At 44.4% G+C, this 19,867-nt stretch carries 13 protein-coding genes; 7 read left to right on the top strand and 6 right to left on the bottom strand.

Going from position 1 to position 19,867, the window contains the following annotated elements; all coding sequences use genetic code 11:
• Nucleotides 1-25 precede the first annotated feature (25 nt).
• The 5 genes from asnB (at nt 26) to secDF (ending at nt 8,939) form a co-directional block, all read left to right on the top strand.
• The gene (asnB, locus tag CFE23_RS10465) at nt 26-1,642 is read left to right on the top strand and encodes an asparagine synthase B (RefSeq protein WP_291087573.1); all 1,617 of its coding nucleotides are present in this window, start codon (nt 26-28) and stop codon (nt 1,640-1,642) included.
• A gap of 208 nt (nt 1,643-1,850) precedes the next feature.
• A complete protein-coding gene (gene gyrB / locus CFE23_RS10460) occupies nt 1,851-3,791 on the top strand; it encodes a DNA topoisomerase (ATP-hydrolyzing) subunit B (protein WP_291087570.1) in 1,941 nt (646 codons plus the stop codon).
• Nucleotides 3,784-4,797 carry a DUF6588 family protein gene (locus CFE23_RS10455; protein WP_291087567.1) on the top strand — a complete coding sequence of 338 codons (1,014 nt, stop codon included), beginning with the start codon at nt 3,784-3,786 and terminating at the stop codon, nt 4,795-4,797. Before gyrB ends, CFE23_RS10455 begins: the two co-directional genes overlap by 8 nt.
• A gap of 15 nt (nt 4,798-4,812) precedes the next feature.
• The gene (locus tag CFE23_RS10450) at nt 4,813-5,748 is read left to right on the top strand and encodes a malate dehydrogenase (RefSeq protein ID WP_291087565.1); all 936 of its coding nucleotides are present in this window, start codon (nt 4,813-4,815) and stop codon (nt 5,746-5,748) included.
• Between the two features lie 224 nt (nt 5,749-5,972).
• Nucleotides 5,973-8,939 (top strand): protein translocase subunit SecDF, encoded by a 2,967-nt coding sequence (gene secDF / locus CFE23_RS10445; protein WP_291087562.1) that lies wholly within the window; start codon nt 5,973-5,975, stop codon nt 8,937-8,939.
• A gap of 163 nt (nt 8,940-9,102) precedes the next feature.
• Here the strand turns inward: secDF and CFE23_RS10440 are convergent, their stop codons facing one another.
• From CFE23_RS10440 to folE, 5 genes are all read right to left on the bottom strand, one after another.
• Complete coding sequence (locus CFE23_RS10440) at nt 9,103-9,372, bottom strand: hypothetical protein (protein WP_291087557.1); 270 nt, start codon at nt 9,370-9,372, stop codon at nt 9,103-9,105.
• An 85-nt stretch (nt 9,373-9,457) separates the two neighbouring features.
• Nucleotides 9,458-10,399 (bottom strand): prolipoprotein diacylglyceryl transferase, encoded by a 942-nt coding sequence (gene lgt, locus CFE23_RS10435; RefSeq protein ID WP_291087554.1) that lies wholly within the window; start codon nt 10,397-10,399, stop codon nt 9,458-9,460.
• A gap of 65 nt (nt 10,400-10,464) precedes the next feature.
• Nucleotides 10,465-10,716, bottom strand: coding sequence for a membrane protein insertion efficiency factor YidD (gene yidD, locus CFE23_RS10430; RefSeq protein ID WP_291087754.1), 252 nt, complete (start codon nt 10,714-10,716; stop codon nt 10,465-10,467).
• A gap of 1 nt (nt 10,717) precedes the next feature.
• Entirely contained in the window at nt 10,718-12,196 is a 1,479-nt protein-coding gene (gene cysS / locus CFE23_RS10425) for a cysteine--tRNA ligase (RefSeq protein WP_291087551.1), read from the bottom strand.
• Nucleotides 12,197-12,313: 117 nt separating this feature from the next.
• Nucleotides 12,314-12,985, bottom strand: coding sequence for a GTP cyclohydrolase I FolE (folE, locus tag CFE23_RS10420; RefSeq protein ID WP_291087548.1), 672 nt, complete (start codon nt 12,983-12,985; stop codon nt 12,314-12,316).
• 166 nt (nt 12,986-13,151) lie between these two features.
• Here folE and CFE23_RS10415 point away from each other — a divergent pair, with 166 nt between their 5' ends.
• Complete coding sequence (locus CFE23_RS10415) at nt 13,152-17,888, top strand: T9SS type B sorting domain-containing protein (protein ID WP_291087545.1); 4,737 nt, start codon at nt 13,152-13,154, stop codon at nt 17,886-17,888.
• Between the two features lie 85 nt (nt 17,889-17,973).
• Complete coding sequence (locus tag CFE23_RS10410) at nt 17,974-18,669, top strand: lycopene cyclase domain-containing protein (RefSeq protein WP_291087542.1); 696 nt, start codon at nt 17,974-17,976, stop codon at nt 18,667-18,669.
• Here the strand turns inward: CFE23_RS10410 and CFE23_RS10405 are convergent.
• Entirely contained in the window at nt 18,657-19,847 is a 1,191-nt protein-coding gene (locus tag CFE23_RS10405; protein ID WP_291087539.1) for a pyridoxal phosphate-dependent aminotransferase, read from the bottom strand. The two genes, CFE23_RS10410 and CFE23_RS10405, sit on opposite strands and share 13 nt — an antisense overlap.
• Nucleotides 19,848-19,867 lie beyond the last annotated feature (20 nt).

Raw genomic sequence — 19,867 nt, 5'->3', positions numbered from 1 at the left:
TAAATAACCGATAACAAAGAAGATTATGTGTGGGATTTTAGCCATTATAGGAAAAGGAAAGGATGAAGCGTTAGTAAAAACATTGTCAAAACGGATGTCGCACCGCGGCCCGGACGAAAGTGATCTGCATATTACTGAAAATGGCCATATCCTGAGCCATGAGCGTCTTTCCATCATTGATTTGCACTCAGGGAAACAGCCGATAAAAGGCACAAAATCTGCTTACATGGTGCATAATGGTGAAATTTACAACCACCAGGAACTGCGCGATGGCCTATTAAAACACCACACGTTTAAAACGAAGTCGGATTCAGAGGTGATTGTGCATTTGTACGAAGAATTTGGATACGACTTTCTGGACAAGCTCGATGGGGATTTTGCATTTGTGGTCATTGACGGTGACGATTTTATTGCGGGCCGCGATCCATTAGGGGTAAAACCTTTGTACTACGGATTGGACGAAAGGGGGCGGATTTATTTTTCGTCCGAAATGAAACCGATTGCAGACCAATGCAAGACATTTTCCACTTTTCCTCCAGGTCATTTTTACACACCAAAGACCGGATTTATCAAATACTACCGGCCAGAATATGAAGATTACAAAAAAGCGGATAAGCCGCTCGATTTGGTCCAAATTCGGGAAGCGCTGACTGAAGCCACGAGAAAAAGGCTGATGAGTGATGTGCCGATTGGCGTCTTGCTCTCCGGAGGACTCGATTCGTCACTAACATCCTCCATTGCGGCGCGATTGTTGAAGGAGAAGGGCAAAAAGCTTCATTCGTTTTCCATCGGGCTTGATGCCGATGCACCGGATGCCAAGGCGGCACGCAAAGTCGCTGAATTTTTAGAAACAGAGCACCATGAGATCCATTTCACCATTGAACAGGGAATTGAAATCCTGGACAAGTTAATCTGGCACCTGGAGACCTATGATGTGACTTCAGTACGGGCCAGTACCCCGATGTATTTCCTTTCAAAAGCGATTACCGATATGGGCATCAAAGTCGTGCTTTCCGGCGAAGGGGCGGATGAAGTATTTGGCGGTTACCTGTATTTCAGGAATGCACCATCGACCGAAGAATTCCAGAAAGAGACGATTGAAAGGGTCCAGAAGTTGTTTACGGCGGATTTATTGAGAGCCGACAAATCAACGATGGCTCATGGACTCGAAGCACGGGTTCCGTTTCTGGACAAAGCCTTCCTGGACGTCGCAATGACGATCCAGTCAGAGGAGAAGCAGCCAAAAACGTATGATGGCGTAGAGAAGTATATTTTAAGGAAAGCGTTTGACACGCCGGAACAGCCGTACTTACCACAAGAAGTTTTGTGGAGGCAAAAGGAACAATTTTCGGACGGTGTGGGGTACAGCTGGATCGATAAGCTTATCGAATATGCGGCATCGAAGGTGACCGATGAGCAGATGGATGCCGCTCCTGATTTGTTCCCATATAACACACCGACTACAAAAGAGGCATTTTATTATAGGTCTATTTTTCACAAGTATTATCCGCAGTTGAGTGCTGCGCAAACGGTTCGTAAGTGGATACCGAAATGGCAGGAAAACCAGGATCCGAGCGGAAGGGCGAATTCGGCCCACGTAAAAGCGGATACCGAAATTTCCAAAACCGGAGTCGTAGTTTAGTGAGGTTGTTAGATAGTTTGTTTGTTAAGAAGCGCCGAATTTTTTTCCGGCGCTTTTTTTTTGTTTTTCGAAAATTCAGAAAATGCAGCAATTTTCGACAACTAAATGTTGATAACTTCCGGCTTTACACAAGCCTTTTTAAGGCAAAATTACACTCATTTCCATATATTTGTCCGTTAAACAAAAAATCTCAGAATACAATTAAAATATGAGCGACGAAAACAAGAAAAATAATTACTCGGCAGACAGTATTCAGGCATTAGAGGGAATGGAGCACGTAAGGATGCGTCCTTCCATGTATATCGGTGATGTGGGCGTTCGCGGGCTTCACCATTTGGTTTACGAAGTAGTAGACAACTCGATTGATGAGGCGATGGGAGGCCATTGTGATACGATTGGGGTAGCAATTAACGAGGATGGTTCGGTAACGGTTGAGGATAATGGTAGGGGAATCCCTGTCGACATGCATAAAAAAGAAGGTGTTTCGGCATTGGAGGTTGTAATGACCAAAATCGGTGCGGGCGGTAAATTTGATAAAGATTCCTATAAAGTTTCCGGTGGACTTCACGGTGTGGGGGTATCGGTGGTGAATGCGCTCTCCGTGCATATGAAATCGACCGTTTTCCGGGAAGGTAAAATATACGAACAGGAATACGAACGGGGTAAGGCAATGTATCCGGTCAAACAAATTGGCGAGACCACCAAACGTGGTACGATGCAGACGTTTTACCCGGATGATACGATTTTTACGCAAACAACGGAGTTTTCATACGATACCTTGTCCGCGCGTATGCGTGAGCTGTCTTTCCTGAATAAAGGCATTACCATCACGTTTACGGACAAGCGCGAAAAAGACACCGATGGCAATTTCAAGGTGGAGGTATTTCATTCTGACGAAGGATTGAAGGAATACATCCGTTACCTTGATGGAAACCGCGAGCCGATCATTTCCCATGTGATCAGCATGGATCACGAAAAAGGCGAAGTCCCGGTTGAAGTCGCGTTGATCTATAATACGAGTTATACAGAGAATATTTTCTCTTATGTCAATAATATCAATACCCACGAGGGAGGAACGCACCTTCAGGGTTTCCGGAGTGGACTGACGCGTACGCTTAAGAAATATGCAGATGCTTCGGGATTGCTGGACAAACTGAAATTTGAAATTTCAGGAGACGACTTCCGTGAGGGACTGACAGCCATTATTTCGGTAAAAGTGGCTGAGCCGCAATTCGAGGGACAAACCAAAACCAAACTGGGGAACAGGGAGGTGGTATCTCCTGTAAGCCAGGCTGTAGGGGAGATGCTTGAAAATTATCTCGAGGAAAACCCTAACGATGCCAGGATCATTATCCAAAAGGTAATCCTTGCGGCACAGGCACGTCATGCTGCTAAAAAAGCGCGTGAAATGGTGCAGCGCAAGACTGTCATGGGTGGAGGCGGCCTTCCCGGAAAACTTTCGGATTGCTCTGAACAGGATCCTGCAAAATGTGAAGTATACCTTGTCGAGGGAGATTCGGCGGGTGGAACTGCAAAACAAGGGCGCGACCGTAACTTCCAGGCCATTTTACCATTAAGGGGAAAAATCCTGAACGTGGAGAAGGCGATGCACCACAAGGTTTTCGAGAATGAGGAGATCCGTAATATTTTCACGGCACTTGGCGTAACGGTTGGGACGAGTGAAGATTCAAAAGCATTGAACCTTGAAAAGCTTCGCTATCACAAAGTGATTATCATGTGTGATGCCGATGTCGATGGAAGCCACATTTCTACATTAATCCTGACGTTTTTCTTCCGTTTTATGAAAGAACTGATCGAGCAGGGGCACGTTTATATTGCGGCACCACCGCTGTATCAGGTGAAGAAAGGCACCAAAAAAGAGTATGCATGGAACGACGTGCAACGCGACCAGGCGAATGAAAGAATGGGAGGCAGTGCGTCGATACAACGATATAAAGGTCTTGGTGAAATGAACGCCGAGCAATTATGGGAGACTACTATGGATCCTAATTTCAGGACTTTGCGGCAGGTTAATATCGACAGTCTTGCGGAAGCCGATCAGGTGTTTTCCATGCTGATGGGAGACGAAGTACCGCCAAGAAGGGAATTTATCGAGAAAAACGCAGTTTACGCGAAGATTGATGCGTAGATCAGTGTGGGTCAGGAGCGGCATCATCGCCATTTTTCTATCGGTTTGTAGTGCAAGCGCGCAAACCGAACAGACCGTTCAGGAATTAAACAACCTGATTGACGATGCCATATTCTTTACCGACAAATACATTACTCCGGCTACCGATGCAGCGGTATATCAGGCAGCATCCGGCTGGATTTCTACTCCTAAGAAAAGCAATCTTTGGGATTTTACGGCAGGATTGTATGTCAATTCATTTCTTGTCCCTGAGTCTGACCGGCAGTTTAGGTTGTCGAATAGCGATTTTTCGTTCTTTACGATTGAGGGTACAGATTCTGCATTAACGCCTTCTGCATTGGGAAATGATGCCTTCGTTACTTTAACAGGAACATTAAACGATGAACCGGTGGTGGTTAAATCGCCTGAAGGTGTCAATCGGGAAACAATCATTTATCCCTACATACAAACCGCATTAGGGTTGTGGAAAGGAACAGAGGTTATTGCGAAGTTTTCTCCTCAGATTACGCTCAAGCATGTGAATTACCAGGTGTACGGTGTAGGGGTGAAGCACAACTTAAGCCAGTATTTCAAAGGGCTGGATGCACACAAGTTCAGCATTGCCGCGCTTGCTGCCTATTCTAAGGAAGACATTACCGTGGAATTCCTCGATGTGGAGACGGCATATGGTAACCTTGGCTTTACGGCATTAAACAGCCTGATTGATACCTGGCAGTTTCAGCTCAATGCGGCCAAGGAGTTTGCCCGGCTTGAATTGTCTGCGGGCCTGATATTAAACACCAGCGATTTTCAATACGAAATCCAGGGTGAAAAAGGGGCGGTAGAAGCCATTGTGCCATTGCATTCCATTGTTAACGAGAGGCTGCGTGAGATTTATAAAACCAAGTCCAACGCAATCGGTGAACTTTCGGCGCGCTATCAATTTCGCCGGTTTTTCCTGCAAACCTCAGTTGCTTTTGGTAAATTTGTGAATTCAAATATTTCGCTACAATATAAATTTAAATAACAAACACCATCTAATATGAAAGTTACCATAGTTGGCGCCGGAAATGTAGGCGCGTCTTGTGCAGATGTAATTTCCTACCGCGGCATCGCTTCTGAAGTAGTCCTGCTTGATATTAAAGAAGGATTTGCTGAAGGAAAAGCAATGGATATTATGCAATGTGCCACCAATACTGGATTTAACACCCAATTGAGTGGCGTGACGAATGATTATACCAAAACCGCAAACAGTGATGTAGTGGTCATTACTTCCGGAATTCCGAGGAAACCAGGAATGACCCGTGAAGAACTGATTGGGATTAACGCCGGGATTGTAAAATCAGTGGCTGAGAACGTGCTGGCACACTCGCCGAACGCAATCATTGTCGTGGTTTCAAATCCGATGGATACGATGACATACCTGACTTTAAAAGCCACAGGTCTGCCGAAAAACAGGATTATCGGTATGGGCGGCGCGTTGGACAGTTCCCGCTTCAGGTATTACCTTTCAAAAGCACTGAATACACCCGCCAATGATATTTCGGCGATGGTGATTGGAGGCCATGGCGATACCACAATGATTCCGTTGACGAGATTGGCGTCCTATAATGGTATCCCGGTTTCAGAATTCCTTTCTGCTGCCGAGTTGGAGAAAGTAGCTGCAGACACCATGGTGGGAGGTGCTACATTGACCGGGCTTTTAGGGACGTCAGCCTGGTATGCGCCGGGAGCTTCCGTAGCGTATCTTGTGGACAGCATATTGAATAACCAAAGGAAGATGATCGCGTGTTCTGTATTCCTGGAAGGTGAATACGGACAAACGGATATCTGTATGGGTGTGCCGTGTATTATCGGGAAAAATGGTATTGAGGAAATCGTTTCCATCAATCTCAACGAGAGCGAAAAGGCTGCTTTTGCAAAAAGTTCAGACGCGGTGAGAAATATGAATGCCGACCTTAAATCTGTGCTGGCATAATCATTTTAATACAATTATAGAGAAGGCTGCAATCTTGCAGTCTTTTTTTTGAGATTTATTAAGAAATAAATTGGTTAATCCTACGGTTAATTATATATTTGCTCGGTTTAAAAAAATCCGTAAATCCAACTATGAACGTATTTTCTTAATCCAATAAATTTTGAATTTATTTTTAACAGATAACAATAAAATTATACAACAAAAATTAATTAATTTCAATAATAATGCAGAATAGAGGACTCGTTAAATTTTTTGCAATCATATTTGCATTGGTAAGTATTTACCAACTTTCTTTCACATTTGTGGCAGACAGCGTTGAATCCAAGGCAAAAGAGTATGCTAAAGGTGATTCTAAGAAAGAACTTAAGTATCTTGATTCCATCGGGAAAGAGAAAGTTTTTTTATTTTACACCTATAATGATGTAAAGGGTAAAAAAATTAATAAAGGTCTTGACCTTGAGGGCGGAATGAACGTTCAGCTTCAGATTTCTGTAAAAGACATCCTGAAAGGCCTTTCAAACTACTCTAAAAACCCGGTTTTTAACAAGTCGCTGGATGATGCCTCTAAAAACCAACAGGGAAATCAAACGTATATCGATGCGTTCTTTGATGCGTTTAAAAACAATTCAAACGGAACTGTAAAACTGGCCTCGCCTGATATTTTTGCCAACAAGAATCTTGAAGGTAAAGACGGCATTAATTTTGAAATGACCGACAAAGAAGCAGAGAAAGTCATTCGCAAAAAAGTAGACGAGTCTGTGGATAGTGCTTTCGACGTTTTGAGAAAGCGTATTGACCAATTTGGTGTAACACAACCAAACATCCAGAAATTGGGTGAGTCAGGAAGAATCCTTATCGAGCTGCCTGGTGCAAAAGACCAGGACCGTATCAAGAAATTATTGGCTGGAACAGCACAATTGGAATTCTGGGCGACTTTCAAAGCAGAAGAGGTAATGCCTTACCTACAGACTGTAAATGAAGTTTTGAAAAAAACCGAAACCACTAAGACTGCCGCCACAACGGATACTACAGCAAAACCTAAAGATGATGTAGCGAAGATGCTGGCACAATCCAAGGATACAGCCAACACAGCGAAAGCTGCCGGTCCGCTGTTTAGCAAAATGATCCCTTCGTATTCTCCTACACTAGGAAAGTACCTTAAAAAAGATACGGCTGCGGTAAATGAGTACCTGAGAAGACCGGATATTAAAGTATTGCTTCCGGGCAACCTGCATTTTGCAAAATTTGTATGGGGTAAGCCTGAGACTGAAGTTGACGAGAAAACGAAAACTGAGAACATTACTTTCGCTTTATACGCATTAAAAGGAACCTACAACAACGTACCACCGATGAGTGGTGGTGTTATTGTAAATGCCGAAGATACATTTGACCAATTCAACCACCCGTCTGTAAACATGCAGATGAACTTCAGTGGCGCTAAGAAATGGGAGGAAATGACCAATACCGCATTCCTTGAAAAAGGAAATATCGCTATCGTACTGGACAACATCGTATATTCTGCTCCTGGTGTAACCACCGGCAAGATCTCCGGAGGAAACTCTTCAATTACAGGAAACTTTGATGTTACGGAAACAAAAGATTTAGCGAATGTATTGAGGGCAGGTAAACTTCCCGCTTCCGCAGACATTATCCAGTCAGAAGTGGTAGGTCCATCCCTTGGACAGGAAGCTATTGATAACGGAATCATGTCATCGATTGTTGGATTGTTACTCGTTTCACTTTGGATGATTGTGTACTACGGAAAAGCCGGTTGGTATGCTAACATCGCGCTTGCGGTGAACTTATTGTTCCTTTTCGGTGTGATGGTAAGTTTTGGATTTGTATTGACATTACCGGGTATTGCCGGTATCGTTTTGACGATGGGTACAGCGGTTGATGCGAACATCATCATCTATGAACGCGCGAAAGAAGAACTGCGTTCCGGAAAATCACTGGAAGACGCCATTAAGACATCATTTGGATGGAAAGGTGCGATGCGTTCTATCGTTGATGCGAACGTAACACACATCCTGACCGGTATCGTTCTGGTTGTTTTTGGAACAGGACCTATTAAAGGTTTCGCGATTACATTGTTGATTGGTATTATCACGTCATTGTTTACTTCAGTATTCATTACAAGGATTTTACTGGACTGGAGTACAGCAAGAAAAAACAACCTGACGTTTGTGACGCCTTTGTCAAAAAACTGGTTTACCAACTTCCACTTTGATTTCCTTGGCATTAAAAAATGGACTTACATTTTCTCAGCGTCTGTAGTGATCGTAAGTGTGGCTTCATTGGCGACAAATGGTGTAAACTACGGTACGGATTTCCTTGGAGGAAGGACATTCCAGGTGCGTTTTGATAAAGTATTAAAAGCTGAAGAAGTGGCTGCTGAAATGAAAACCATCTTCGGCAGTGCTGAAGCAAAAGTTTTCGGCGATCCAACGCAGTTGAAGATTACTACTAAATATAAAGTCGCAGAGCACGGTACCGGCGTTGACGAAGAAGTAAATAAAATGCTTTTCGAAGGCCTGAAGAAACATTATGGTGCAGACATGACTTATGATAAATTCACCAACGTTTACGAAGGTAAGAAACTCGGTGTCGTACAGTCTTCTAAAGTAGGACCAACGGTTGCTGCCGATATCAAGACTAATGCTTACTGGGCGGTTTTGGGCGCGATGGCGATTGTATTCCTTTACCTGTTCATCAGTTTCAGGAAATGGCAATACAGCCTTGGAGCGATTGCTGCTGTGGCGCATGACGTGATCTTCGTGTTGGGTATCTATTCGTTGCTTTGGAAATACATGCCTTTCGGTATGGAAATCGACCAGCACTTCATTGCGGCAATCCTGACGGTAATTGGATATTCGATGAACGATACCGTAATCGTATTTGACAGGGTAAGGGAATTCCTTGGCGGTAAGACGAAAGGTAGTTTTAATGATATCGTAAACAAATCGATTAATACGACCATGTCAAGAACCGTGAACACGTCGTTGACGATGATCTTTGTACTGTCGATCATGTTTATCTTCGGTGGGGAATCCATCAGGGGCTTCATCTTTGCCATGCTTGTGGGTATCATCGTAGGAACATACTCTTCGCTGTTTATCGCGACACCGGTATTATGTGACACCATCTCAAAAGCGGAACACGACAGGATTGAAGAAGAGCACAACTCTTAATCAACTTTAGATTACATATAGAAATGCCCTGACGAAAGTCGGGGCATTTTGTTTTTAGGCTGCCCATGTAAAAATCGGGGCATCGTCATGGGTTTTGCTGCCGGCATGGCATTTACGGATGATTCTTTTAAGGAAGCTTCGGATTGAGGCACGGAAGCCTTAATCATGCCCTGATGAATGCTTCCGGGTCAAAATCGAATGCTTCCGTGTGGCAATTTAATGCTTCCGTAGGGCATTTTAATGCTTCCGCGGACCAGTGCAATACTTCCGTATGGTATTTTAAAGCTTCCGTAAGCCAATCTTTTGCTTCCGTCAACAAATGTAATGCTTCCGGGTGACAATCGGCTGGTTCCAGCGGGCAATGGCGGGCTTCCGTCGGGAAAGGCGGCGCTTTCATCCGGATACAGGTCGCTTCGACATGGCCTTGTTCCATTTACACCTTTGTATAAACAGCGAAATCATGGCGCAAAAAAAAGCCCGAAGCTTTACACTCCGGGCATGGGTATCATTTTTATTCCTTACAATACGCCATCAGGGTATTTCTTTGACCGAAACACAAAGAACAGCCCTACCAGTATAAAAGGAATACTCAGCCACTGTCCTGTGGAAAGGATGGGATTGTCTCCTTCGAAACCGCCCTGGCTTTCTTTGACATATTCCACGATGAAACGCACCGTAAACAGCATGATCAGGAATAAGCCGAACAACAGTCCCGGCCTTTGGCGCGCATCGGTACGCCAGTAAGCATAGAATAAGATCAGGAATACAAAAATGTAACCGAACGCCTCATACAATTGGGATGGATGGCGGTATGGAATCTCGTTCAGCAACTTACTGAATGCGGGATCGGCGGTGATTTTATTAAAGCCTTCGTGATCGTTAGCACTGTTCGTAATAACCTGAACATCGCGGCCCTTCCAAAACTCACTTTCACGCACAAACTTCACGGCATAGAATTGATCGCCTGAAGTCTTGTGTCCGTAAATCTCGGAATTGAAGAAATTCCCAATCCGAACGAAGATCGCACCGCTCGCCACCGGAATGACCACACGGTCTAAAACCCATAGGAAGGGACGTTTCATTACTTTTTTGCTGAAAAAATACATGCAGATGATGATGACAATGGCCGCACCATGGCTTGCCAATCCGCTGAAACCGGTAAAACGGAAGGGGTTGAATTTAAAAGGCAGGAAAATCTCTTCGGGATGTTCTTTGAAATAAGGCCAGTCATAAAAGAATACCTGTCCGAGCCGTGCACCCACCAAAGTAGCCAGTGCCGTCCAGATAAAAATACTATCCAGTTTTTCAATGGATTCGTTCTCGCGCTCGAATATCTTTTTCATGATATACCAGCCCAGGCCGAAGGCGATTACAAACATCAGGCTGTAATAGCGGACCGTAAAAAAGCCAAGGTCGATGCCTTCTGATTGGTTCCAGATGATGGACAAAGAATGTGTCATATTTTGGTTTGAATTTTAGCGTCGTAAAAATAGGATTTACAACGTACAGATTTCTAAATTTATGGTTAATGTTTGTGGGTAACGTTTTTTTCGGGCACCGGATCATAACCTGATTTTCCCCACGGGTGGCAGCTCAGGATCCGTTTTGTACCCAGGTACAACCCTTTGAATACCCCGTGTATCTGCAACGCCTGGATCATATATGTGGAACAGGTTGGCTGGAAACGGCAGGCTGAGGGCAGGAGGGGAGAGAGTACGGTCTGGTAAACGCGTACCAAAAACACAAAGGGCAATATGGCTGCCTGCTTTACATTCATATCAAAACGTAAAGGTAGTGCCTTCTTTTCCATCTTTCAGTTGGATGCCCAGTGCGCTCAATTGGTTCCGAATCTGGTCCGATAATGCGAAATCCTTATTTACGCGGGCCTGGTTCCGCATGTCGATAAGCATGTTCACGACACCTTCCAGCTTGTCGTTATTCGCGCCGAGCAGCTTTTCATTTTCAAGGCCCAGCACATCGAATACAAAGGCATGCATCAATTTTGTAAACTGCTTTAAATCGTCTGCGTTCAGCTTGGCGCTTCCGTCTTTTAAGAGGTTGATAAACCGTACCCCTTCGAATAACTGCGCAATCAATATGGGCGTATTAAAGTCGTCGTTCATCGCGTCATAGCACGCTGACTCCCATTCTGAAATATTTAGTGTAGAATGATCGGCTGCTTCAATTTCCACTAAGTTATCGATCGCTTCCATCAGGCGGTTGAAGCCTTTTTCAGCGGCAATGATCGCGTCGTCAGAAAAATCCAATATGCTTCGGTAGTGTGCCTGCATCATAAAAAATCTTGCAACAGAAGCTGAAAACGCTTTGCTCAGGAATTCGTTTTCACCATTCAGGATTTCGCCGGGAAGGATATTGTTGCCGGTCGATTTCGCCATTTTTTTGCCATTTAATGTCAGCATGTTCGCATGCATCCAATAATTTACCGGTGTATGACCGGTCGCGGCTTCGTTTTGTGCGATCTCACATTCATGGTGCGGAAACTTTAGGTCCATTCCGCCGCCGTGGATGTCAAAATGGTTTCCAAGATATTTCGTGCTCATGGCGGTACATTCCAGATGCCAGCCAGGGAAACCCTCACTCCATGGCGAAGGCCAGCGCATGATATGCTCCGGTTCGGCTTTTTTCCATAGCGCGAAATCCTGGGGGTTCTTTTTGTCGGATTGCCCGTCAAGTTCGCGGGAGTTGGCCATCATGTCCTCAATATTGCGGCCGCTCAGTCTCCCGTAGTGGTTCGTTTCATTGAACTTCACGACGTCGAAATACACAGATCCGTTGGATTCGTAGGCAAGGCCTTTCTCGAGGATTACTTTGACGATTTCAATCTGTTCGATGATGTGGCCGGTAGCCGTGGGCTCAATACTCGGTGGCAGGAAATTAAACTTGTCGAGGATGTCGTGGAAGTCTACGGTGTACCGTTGTACGATCTCCATCGGTTCGAGTTGTTCGAGCCTGGCTTTTTTGGCGATCTTGTCTTCACCCTCGTCCGCGTCATCGACCATGTGGCCGACATCGGTGATATTTCGCACATACCTGACCTTATAATCCAAATGCTTAAAATACCGGAAAATCATATCAAACGACATGAACGTCCGGACATTGCCAAGGTGCACATTACTGTACACCGTGGGGCCACAGACATACATGCCCACATTGCCTTCGTGAATCGGCGTGAAAACTTCTTTTTCCCCACTCAGGGAATTGTAAATTTTTAGGGGATGCTGGTTGTAAAGTGGCATTCTTTTATTATTTAAATGATGAATTCCAAAAATAGGAATTATAAATTCTAAATTCTAAATTTTAAATGACGTCTGTGATCATTTAAAATTTCGAATTCAAAATTTAAAATAATAGCTTTAGAATTTTGTATCGAGCTTGATGTAATCGAGGAATTCACGCCTGCTTTGTGCTTCTTTAAATTTCCCGCCAAATTCTGAAGTGACAGTACTGCTTTCGATATCGCGGATCCCACGGGAGTTGACACACAAATGCTTGGCATCGATTACGCACGCTACATCTTGTGTGTTAAGGACTTTTTGTAGCTCCTGTACGATCTGCATCGTAAGCCTTTCCTGTACCTGTGGTCTTTTGGCAAAATAGTCCACGATGCGGTTCATTTTGGAAAGCCCGACTACGGTTCCGTTGGAGATGTAAGCGATATGGGCACGCCCAATTATGGGTAATAGATGGTGTTCGCAGGTCGAATAAAGGGTGATGTTTTTTTCCACCAGCATTTCGCCGTATTTGTAATTATTCGAAAAGGTTGACGCACCGGGCTTTTTATTGGGATTAAGCCCGCCGAAAATCTCTTTTACAAACATCTTGGCCACGCGGTTTGGCGTGCCTTTAAGACTGTCATCGGTAAGATCCATACCCAAAGTTAACAGCATGTTTTCCACGTCTTTTTTAATTGACTCGATTTTCTGATCGTCTGTTAGTTCAAAAGCGTCGCTCCTGATTGGATTCGTAGCGCTTGTAGCGATGTGGTCATTTCCGATTTCGTCTGAAAAATCTTCTTCTTTGCTCATAATTTTTGTAAGTCAGCGGCAATTTTTTACTCGGGCAAAGATAAAATAATAATAAATATGATTAGGGTAAAAATAGCCAAGCCTGTTATATTTAGAAATAATTGGATTATTTTTGGATTTTATCTTTATTAAATCTTTAAATTTACGCTTCAAAAAAATGGGGAAAATGAAAAATAAAATACTTTTGCTGCTGACCTTTTTGGGTTTTATACAATTAAATTACAGTCAGTTAGCGTCTCCAAGTGTTTCTGGAGTAAACGGGAATAACGCTGGCTTTTGTAATGGAACGTCTACAGCGAGTATCCAATTTACGCCGGGAAATTCAACCACCGCGTATAGTGTAGCTGAAATACCATACAACCCTCCGTATTCGTTTGATCCCATCCCGGGATCGACGCTTATTCCAATACCTACGAACGGCAACCAGGACGATTTTTGGGCGCCTCAGTTGTTTACACTGCCTTTTTCATTTAGCTTTTATGGAAACAACTACAATACAATGTCAATTGGTTCCAATGGCGTACTTTGTTTCAATACCACCGGTGCCTATGCGCCGAACCAAGTCTGTCCATGGCCTATAGCTCCAGGTGGATTGCCGAATTGTACTACCATAAGGAATGCCATTTTCGGTATATTGCAGGATATCAATTTTACTGATTTGCCTTATCCTGAAACGACAATTAATTATTATGTATATGACCAGGGCGCTAATGCGGCACCGGGGAGGGTTTTTATCTTTAACGTAAATAAGGTACTGCAATTTGGCGACGGCATTGATCCCGATACCAATGTTGCCGGCGTCCAAACCTACCAAATGGTATTGTATGAAACCACAAACATTATTGATGTATATGTCAAACGACGGGTTCCCTTTAATGGCTGGAATGGTGGCAGGGGTGTTATTGGGCTGATCAATAACGCAGGTACCCAGAGTATTTCTGCCCCAGGATGCAATGGAACGGCATTTACAGCGATTGGAAAGGCATATCGTTTTACACCGGCCGGTCCTCCGACTGCCACCGTAAACTGGTTGCTTAACGGATCTCCAGTCGCATCGGGAAATACCACTGTTATTGATATTCCCAACACATCGCCGGGTGATATTATCACTGCAGAGGTGACCTATAATAATGGAAATGTCCAAAGCGTTTTTTCAACTGATCTGACCGTCTCAGATCTCCCGTTACTTCCTGATGCTGAGAATAAGAATAAAGTGGTCTGTCCTGGAAATGATGGGCCTTATGAGTTTAATATCAACCAGGATGATGTGTTTCTGGCAGGGGTTACTAATCCGTTAAACTATGAGATATACTATTATTTAGATCCCCAGAGTGCTCAGGACGAAGGCTTGAATTATATCCAAAATACCACGGCTTATCAGGTAAATGCATCCGATCTTCCCCTAACGATTTATGCGGTCATCAAAGATATCAGTGGCACGGATTGTAAGGTCTTTAAAAATTTCACGTTAAATAAAACGCTGCCAGGGGGCACTATTTCCTATGGCACACTTCCCATTTGTAAGGATTCAGCAGGATCTTTTGATGTGATGACCACCGACCTGACACCGGGAGGAGAATATGTTGCTTCTTCCCCTGATTTGGTAATTAATTCGGTTACGGGAACGGTCGATTTGATCCAGAGTATAGCTGGAAGCTACGTGGTTGACTATTTCCCTACTACCGAATGTCCGGATTTTAAGATATCTGCTCCGATTACCATTGTGGCCACGCCCACAGCGGCGTTTGTCACCGGTAGCCAGATTATTTGCCCTAGTACAAGTACTGCAGTGACATTTTCAGGAACACCCGATGCGATCATATACTATTCGAAAACGAATGCAACTGATGGTACGGTAAATGAAAATACCACAGTCGGTTCGGACGGTTTTGCAACAATAAACCCTACAATCAATGAGGAGACCGTTTTTGAACTGCAAAAAGTAGGTACCAATACGACTCCGTCCTGTGAGTATATTTTTCCCGCTGGAACTACGATTACATTTTCTTTTGATCCGCCAACGGCGATAATCATAGGTGCTGATGATACGGACTTCTGTCCTGGCGGCTCAACGAATATTAATGTTTCCGGTACTGCTGGCGGTGTGATAAATTATACAGGCGGACCTTCAGGAGGAGGATCAGTTCAGTTAGACGCTACCAGCGGATTTGGTTTTTTTGATACGCAGGGCTTAGGTACCACTACGATTTTTACTTTAACAGATATCAGCGTTCCGGGCTGTGCCCAGTCGGCACCGATTACCGGGCAAAGCATCACGATTGTCGTAAACCCGCTGCCCGTTGTAACATCATTTACTGCTACGACAGCAACGGTTTGTGAAGGCACTGATGCACTTTTTGATATTGCGGGAACTGCAAATGCCACCGTAAACTACCATGACAGTAATAATGCTACGTTTAGTTACATTATACCCACTTCCGGAAATGGTCAGATCCAGCGTCCGGCTGGCACTTACACGCTGGACAATGTGACCAGTACTGATGGCTGTGTGAGTCCGTTGACGCTTTCCGCTACGGTGGGTGCCGACTTGAAACCTGTAATTACTGCTGAACCCACAGCGCCGGCAGCCATTTGTGAACAGGAATCCTTTACGATTAGTGTACAAGCGACAGGTACAGATTTGACCTACGAGTTTAAGCATGGCGCTACTACAGTACAAAATACCACTTCAAATACGTACACCAAAACCAATGCGTCACTTGCTGATGCAGGAGCCTATCAGGTCATCGTTCATGGAAAATGTGTGCCTGATGCCATCTCAGCAACCGTGCAGGCCGTAGTAAATGAAGGCCCGCATTTTGTAACAGGTCCAGCCGCGTTGCCGTATTATTGTGAGACAGATGATGTTACACTTAATGTTACTACAACCGGCACCGACGGTTCAACGAATTATACCTGGCGGAAGAATGGACAACCATTTGGTGCGCCCAGCAGCAGCACACTTGAAATTTTTGGGGTAACTTCCGCCGATAACGGCACAATATATGATGTCTTAGTGACGAACCCCGGTTGTCCTGCTATTACTTCAACAGCGACCACGGTAAACGTTTTTGCTCCGGTGGTCATTACAAGTCAGCCAGTACCTCCAGTACCAGTATGTTCCGGAGGTGGATTTAGCTTAAGTGTAGCAGCTACAGGACAGGCGCTTTCATACGAATGGAGACGTGGTACCCAAGTGGTACAGTCAGGTCCTTCTAATATGTACGTTGTTAATAATGCAGATCCAGATGTCGATGCCGGCGATTATCAGGTCACGGTGTCAGGCACTTGTGGTGCGCCTCAGGTGTCGACAGTTGCTACTGTGACGATTGATGAATCACCACAGATTTTGACGCAGCCGGTCGCTCCGCCAACAGATCTTTGTCTGGGATTTCCATTAACGCTTAGCGTTGTGGCGTCTGGTGACATTACCCAGTACCAATGGAAGCGCGATGGGGTAGTTGTGGGAACAAATTCACCTACATATAGTGTCAGTTCTGTGTCTGGTATCGATAAAGGAATTTACGTTTGTGTCATCAGCAATCCGACTTGTCCACCTATAACTACTGATCCAGTCGAAGTGGTCATTAAAGACGCTGCTGTCATTACACAGCAGCCTGTTTCCCAAACGGTTTGTGTTGGGGAACCGATTAATCTGATAGTAGCCGTTACCGGCGATGTAACTTATCGTTGGCAGCATGATGGTGTGGATGTAGGTACTGATGCGTTATACCACGTTGACATAGCCCAATTAAGTGACTCAGGAGTTTACCGTTGTGTAATCAGTAACTTTCCATGTCCTGATATTTACACCAATGCAGTCAATGTGATCGTGAGACCGCTTCCTGATGCGACCATAGCAAATGGTGCGGATACGACGATTTGCGCAGACACGGCGACCGATGTAATCATCACAGGAACGCCAAATGCCATTGTTACCTATACTGTAAATGGCGGTAACGAAGAAACCATTACATTGAATCCTTCCGGCTCGGCAAGACTGCTTACCGGACCGCTTTCGGGCACAACGAGCTATGAGCTGGTAAGCGTGTCGGCAAACGATAACCCACCATGTCCTAAGGATCTTACAGGAGCTCCAAACTCGGTAGCGGTGGTTACCGTAACCGTAGTGCCGGATCCGGAACTGGATCAGGACGGTTACATTTGTCTTGATGCAGCTACCGGCACCACTGCCGCAGGATCTTTCTATGAGCTCAATACGGGACTTACAACCGCCGATGGCTACTCATTCGTATGGTCGCTTGATGGGGATGAAATTGTTGGCGCCAGCGAAGGTTCGCTGAATGCGACGGAGCCTGGAATGTATAAGGTGGTTGTAACCGATGTAGTGGCAGGCTGTACACAGTCTGCTACAGCACCGATTGTCACTTCTACGCCACCGCTGACCATTACGGCACAGGTGGATACGGAATTCTTCGCAGATAACGCCACCATCGAGGTTACCGCTACTCCAGCGGGCCAATATGAATACAGGCTTGATGACGGCCCATGGCAGACAGACAATATTTTCAATGGGGTCAGGACCATTATCTCCTTAACAAACTCAGGTGATCACACCGTTTATGTAAGGGATCTTAAGGCTTGTGATGAACTGTCTTATGATGTCAAGGTGATTGACTATCCTAAGTATTTTACACCAAATGGTGACGGAATCCATGATACTTGGAATATTTCTGTATTAAGTAATCAACCTAACGCAAAAATTTATATATTTGACCGGTTCGGAAAATTGTTGAAGCAGATCAGCACAACAAATCCGGGTGGCTGGGATGGAACTTACAACGGCCAACAGATGATGGCAGATGACTATTGGTTTGTTGTAAAGTACGTTGAACAAGGAGTAAACAAGGAATTCAGGGCAAATTTTGCCTTAAAAAGGTAAATTAATTCAAATACAACAAAAAAGAGCTTCATATATTTTGGAGCTCTTTTTTTATTTATTTTCGTCAAAATTTTTAGCTGGCTTCATGGAGCAATATATCTATTTGTTTTTAGGGTTGTTTTTAGCTGTATTGTGGCTGATAATATATTTCCATAAGAAAGACCTAAGGCGTAAAATGCTAAAGTCCAGCCTTATCGGTGGGTTCTCGGGATTTATTGCAGAATACTGGTATTTAAGGGACTATTGGAGGCCGCCCACGGTGTTGGGAAACGCCGTAATATCAGTTGAAGATTTTTTAGTTGGTTTTGTGATTATCGGTATTTCGATGTCGATTTATAATTTTGTCTTCAGGCAAAACGAAATTGAAGCAACGCCGACCCGCAAAGGAACTTTTTACATTCTGTTCGCCATCGGCATCGTTGCGATGGTGTCATTGCCGCCGATGGGCTTCAATTCGATGCTGGTAAGCCCTATTAGCTTTATTTGCTTTACACTGTTTATCCTCTTTCAAAGGCCAGACTTGTTAAAAAAAGCAATACTATCCGGCATTTTGCTTCTGGCTATTGCCTTTCCGATTTATGTCATTCTGTTTGAATTGATCGCACCGGATTATTGGAACAAATATTGGCTTTTGCCAGACACAAAATTAGGCATACGGTGTTACGGCACTATTCCGTGGATTGAAATAATCTGGTATTTTTCCTGGGGAAGTTTCGGTGGCGTGTGCTACGATTTCTATTCCGGCACAAAGCCAGTGCCTGCTAAAAATCAGGAGTTATAAACCTGCAATGCTTCTTTAAGGATGTGCACGCTTTTGATAAGGTCTTCCTTTTTGAGTACGTAAGCGATCCTGACCTCATTTAAGCCAACGCCGGGCGTAGAATAAAATCCTGCAGCTGGCGCTACCATCACGGTTTCGCCATTGTAATCGAACGATTCCAACAGCCATTGTGCAAATTTATCCGCGTTGTCAATAGGCAATTGTGCGATGCAATAGAACGCACCTTTAGGCTTCGCCACTTTTACACCATCAATCTTATTCAGCTCCGCGATAAGAATGTCCCGACGCTCCCTGTATTCAGAGATTACCTCGTCGAAGTAACTCTGTGGCGTATCTAAAGCGGCTTCACTGGCAATCTGCGCGAAAGTGGGCGGACTCAGTCTTGCCTGTGCAAATTTCATTGCGGTGGCCATGACTTCCTTATTCTTTGAGACAATGCAGCCGATTCTCGCGCCACACATACTGTATCTTTTAGACACAGAATCAATCATGATGGCATTTTCTTCGATTCCAGGAATGTTCATTACAGAATAGTGGGTGTCGCCGTCATAGGTAAATTCGCGGTACACTTCATCAGCAATCAGGAAAAGATCGTATTTCTTAACCAGTTCTGCCAATTGCATCATCTCCTCCTTTGAATAGAGATAGCCGGTTGGATTTCCTGGATTGCAGATCAGGATTGCCTTAGTCTTCGCAGTGATCAGTTTTTCAAAATCGGCAATCGGAGGCAACGCAAACCCAGTTTCTATAGTCGAAATTACAGGTACAACTTTCACACCTGAAGCAGTGGAAAAGCCATTGTAGTTGGCATAAAATGGTTCAGGAATGATAATCTCATCATCTACATCCATAGTGCTGCCCATAGCAAAAAGTAAAGCTTCAGAGCCGCCTGTTGTAATGATGATGTCCGCGACATCAATAGGAAGGCCATGATTTTTATAATATTGCGACAGCTTGTTTCTATAGCTTTCAAACCCTGCAGAGTGGCTGTATTCTAAAACCTTAATGTCGAGATTCTTAATCGAATTCATAGCCACTTCCGGTGTGCGGATATCAGGCTGCCCAATGTTCAGGTGGTACACCTTGTGGCCTTTCTTTTTAGCAATTTCTGAATAGGGAACCAATTTCCTGATTGGAGATTCCGGCATGTTGCTTCCTTTGTGTGATACTTTCGGCATATGAAATGATTTGCGTGCAA

Origin of the sequence: Flavobacterium sp. BFFFF1, from assembly GCF_002256285.1 — a bacterium.
Lineage (GTDB): Bacteria > Bacteroidota > Bacteroidia > Flavobacteriales > Flavobacteriaceae > Flavobacterium.
This window is presented reverse-complemented; position numbering and strand designations above follow the sequence as displayed.